The organism is Methylothermus subterraneus (assembly GCF_054656915.1).
On record NZ_BAAHXK010000051.1, the window covers coordinates 1 to 214 of the forward strand.

Annotated in this window: 1 protein-coding gene; it reads right to left on the reverse strand. The window is 62.6% G+C overall.

Features of this window, described 5'->3' with window-relative positions; translation table 11 throughout:
• Nucleotides 1-214 (reverse strand): class II fructose-bisphosphate aldolase (locus ACYQ3M_RS11685; RefSeq protein WP_460036255.1); only part of this gene is annotated, 214 nt, incomplete at both ends.

Consider the following 214-nt stretch of genomic DNA (forward strand, 5'->3'; position numbering starts at 1 on the left):
CCTTCCACCGAGACCCCGCACGCGTGCGCCATCTCGACCACTTTGGCCGTGACCTCGACGTTGTACTCGTAAGTGGAAGGGGTTTTCATGTCCGGCATCAAGGACCCATCCATCATCACCGAGGTGAATCCCGACTGGATCGAGCGCGCGCACACGCCCGGGTCGGCTCCGTGGTCCTGGTGCAGGACGATGGGGATGTCAGGCCACTGTTCCA